Consider the following 3,347-nt stretch of genomic DNA (forward strand, 5'->3'; position numbering starts at 1 on the left):
CCATTCTTAACGCCATAAGAAATAAGCTACTGCACAGGGTAGTAGCGGTAGTTAAGAGAGGGACACCATATCAGGATAGAATTGCACTAAAAAAAGTTGAAATGGCTTGATTTTATCATAGATATCGTCCAACTAAAATGAGTATGCGCTCCAGTTGCTAGAAGCACCGAAGTTTGTTGTTTGCGCTGTTATATCAAAGGGCTCAGTTCGCATATTCATTTTAGTGTCTGTTGTGCTCCGTTATTACTTTTTTGTAGGTATTTCATTTGTTAATCCCCAGGTTTTCCAGATTTGAGCGAAAGGGCATAGTTCATCTTCTTTTGCCCGTTCCCAAGGCGATGAAAGACAATGAGAATTTGTTATATCCTTGTCTGGCCTTGTTTTACAAAAGTCATAAAGTGAACAAGACTGATGACCATAAAAAACTCTAATAACTTGCTTAAAAACTAGTAATTGATAAGGTTGTATTTGAGTATTCTTAAGATTAGTTGGAGGTACAAATCCTCCCTTTTCCTTATTATTAGAAAAAAATGGTGTTCCCAGAAGTCTAAATATTTCAAAAAAATCATCTGAAAGTTGTCCAGTGTCCGTGATTAATTGACACATAAAATTTGGATTAGAATCTCTCAGATTTTTGGCTTGTTTAAGAATATAACTGATCCATTCATAATTTGGTAGGAAGGGTTGGGATTGTAAAGCATCATATAATTGTTTGTCGGCTAGGTCAATGGTGCTTTGAAATAGAGTTTCTACTGTTTCAGTTCCAAGTGAATTCTGAAAAGTCAATTCCTTAAAAGCAAAATCGTATATTTCTCTTGTTCCCTGTGGAATGAACTTCTTCTCTTTCATTCTTTTCAAAGTTTGAAAGAACATTTGAGCTGGATGAAAACACATCAAAGAAGCATCACAAAGTGCAACAACCAGCATCGGGTCACTTCCAAATTCTGGATATTCTACTCCAACTATTTGCTCAGCAATTTGATAAGGTATATCAGCATGGTCAGTATCGGGGATGTATTTTTTTTGAATAGCATGAGCCATATATTCTTTAATGCAGGCAAACCCGAAATTTAGAGTCTTAGGTTCTCTTGTTTTGAGATCATAATAATGTACTTTGTACAACTCTGGATTAATTTCTTGACCATCCTTATCGAAAATTGATTTCCTTTCTACTGTGTATCGGTCATATTTAATCAGCTGTGAACCCTTTGTTTCACCTCTGTAAATTTCACGAAGTTTTAAATTGGCTTCTATATTGTTTTTGTTATTTATCTCAACTGGAACCTTGAATTCAGATTCACCATCGTTTCGAATAGTCCAGTTAACATCCTTGATAAAATCGATATAAAATGTAGCTGAGAGTAATCCTGATGTCGTGGTTATATCTTGTAGAAAATGGATATACTCATGCAAGAATGTTGAAAAGAATCTCTTAGTGTCGGGGTTTCTCATAAGGACATTTAAGTCCGATAGATCCTCATCAGTATTGACTTTAAGGTGAAAAAAGCCTGGCTCATAATAACCCAATGTTTCAAATTCCTTAGTCATCCAATATAACTTTAAAGTTGACCGTAGGGTACATATATTTTACCTGTCTCATTGGCTTTTCTACGCTTTTTATACAAAAGATCTATCAAGCTTACTCTTCCTTCCAGAATGGCCATAATATCTATTCCATCCATTATAATTATTGATTTGAAATCAGGTGAGATCGCTTCTGGTGTTAACCCTTCAACTGTAATAAGAAGGCCCATTGCTATTTTGAGTTTGCTATCGACCTTATAGGTGAAGGATGCTAGGTCACTACGATTAACTTGTTGGCTCCATTTTGCTTCCAATAAGTAATCAGTTCCATCAAACGTGAATGCGCCATCAATTTGTTCGCCATAATTCTTAAAGGATCCCTTTGGGTCTAGTTCATAAAGATGAAATAGACTGTTTAAAAATTTTTCGAAATCCAGACCTCTTTGTTGAAAATTGGAATTGTTAGAAAGTTTAAAGAAGAGTGATTTTAAATCAGATAATTCTGATTCTAAAGATTTGTGCTTGGCAATCTTCTCTTCATTTTCTTTCCTTCGTCTGTTCGCCTGCTCTTGTTCTTGAGTTATCTGAATATACCCTTTAGTATGTGACCGGAGATGTTCAACCGCTTGTTTTGCTTTTTTCCGCTTGCTGCCGTCTTCATCCCAAAAGTCCAAATGTGAAAAATCAGTTAGGTCAGAGACTGCTAATATTAAATTAACTAAGTCATCAGTGAAAAGCTCAGGTTTGCTAGTCATTCGGCTTACTAGCTCTTTTACAGTTTCTCTTTTTGTCCCGTTCCAGTTTATCGTGCTCAGAATAGCCGAATGAGTCAGAGACATTTTTAAAAAATCTCGTAAATCTTCCTTCTTCCAAAAAATTACCGCTAGAGCTTCCTTCAAGGCAAGAATAGCTTGTGGTGAAATTTTCTTAGACCCTTTCATTCACATTTTCAGTTTCCAACATGGAGCACAACGCTTAGATATGGCGCTGTGGCCTCCGAGCTTATTTAGTTCCGATAAAAGTAGCTTATCTGCCGGTGTGATCAAAGTTTCTGATTCGCACTGCGCCAAGAAGATAAAAATCTCCCACGAGCAGAAGATGGTAGAAAGCATCCAAGTTTCTTGGCGGCAGATAAGCGGGATGTTTTGCAGGTTCTCGGCAGAAGACTAAGTAGGCCATGCGCCATCATCGTTTGTTACATGGCGTTTATTTCTTCGTTAGCTGTCAATTCGTTCCACTCAGATTCTGTGAATCCATGTTTGCCAAAACTGGTTCCTTTTCCGAAGTTGCTGTCTCTGATGTCCTCAAGTTCGACTTTGAAGTTGTCAGTTGGTGTTAGTTGAAGAGTTCTTCCTGAAGTTGTTCGCAGTTCGACCTTATTTGCCGTTTCATTTAGCGAAATATCTTTAATAAAGTCATTCCCTGAAATTTCTGTGTTTATGTTAGTAAGTTGAGCTTGGCTAACTCCAATGAACCTCAGTTCAGCGGTCTTTCCCAGATATGAAGTTCGATTCCAGAAAAGCCATTTTGATCTCTTGACGGATTCAAAAGTTCTTCGTTCTACCGTCAGTTCGAGTTGGTTGTTTGTCAGCCGAGTGTCTAAATCAACTGGTTCTAAACTTGCATCAAAAGTTAAGATTGAAAGTAGATGAAGTTGTTTTTTGTCGAATCTATATCTCATAGGCACTATGCCATGTAACAACCAGATAATGCGCATGCGCGTTATCTGCCTTTCAAATATACCCGAACTATTCTATTAAGTCTAACGGACTTTGTACCTCATCCAGTTTTTGACTCGTGACATGGGTATATACTTCAGTCGT

Annotated in this window: 3 protein-coding genes; all 3 read right to left on the bottom strand. The window is 37.1% G+C overall.

The genetic code is table 11. From position 1 onward, the window contains the following. Window positions 1–243: 243 nt before the first annotated feature. The 3 genes from NXR94_RS17045 to NXR94_RS17055 all read right to left on the bottom strand — a co-directional run bounded on the left by NXR94_RS17045 (window position 244) and on the right by NXR94_RS17055 (window position 3,205). Window positions 244–1,548 carry a hypothetical protein gene (locus NXR94_RS17045; protein ID WP_258105886.1) on the bottom strand — a complete coding sequence of 435 codons (1,305 nt, stop codon included), beginning with the start codon at window positions 1,546–1,548 and terminating at the stop codon, window positions 244–246. Between the two features lie 11 nt (window positions 1,549–1,559). Beyond that, window positions 1,560–2,465 carry a hypothetical protein gene (locus tag NXR94_RS17050; protein WP_258105887.1) on the bottom strand — a complete coding sequence of 302 codons (906 nt, stop codon included), beginning with the start codon at window positions 2,463–2,465 and terminating at the stop codon, window positions 1,560–1,562. A 254-nt stretch (window positions 2,466–2,719) separates the two neighbouring features. Continuing rightward, a complete protein-coding gene (locus NXR94_RS17055; protein ID WP_258105888.1) occupies window positions 2,720–3,205 on the bottom strand; it encodes a hypothetical protein in 486 nt (161 codons plus the stop codon). Window positions 3,206–3,347: the final 142 nt, after the last annotated feature.

This window comes from Marinoscillum sp. MHG1-6 (assembly GCF_024714475.1).
Taxonomy (GTDB): domain Bacteria; phylum Bacteroidota; class Bacteroidia; order Cytophagales; family Cyclobacteriaceae; genus JAMZMI01.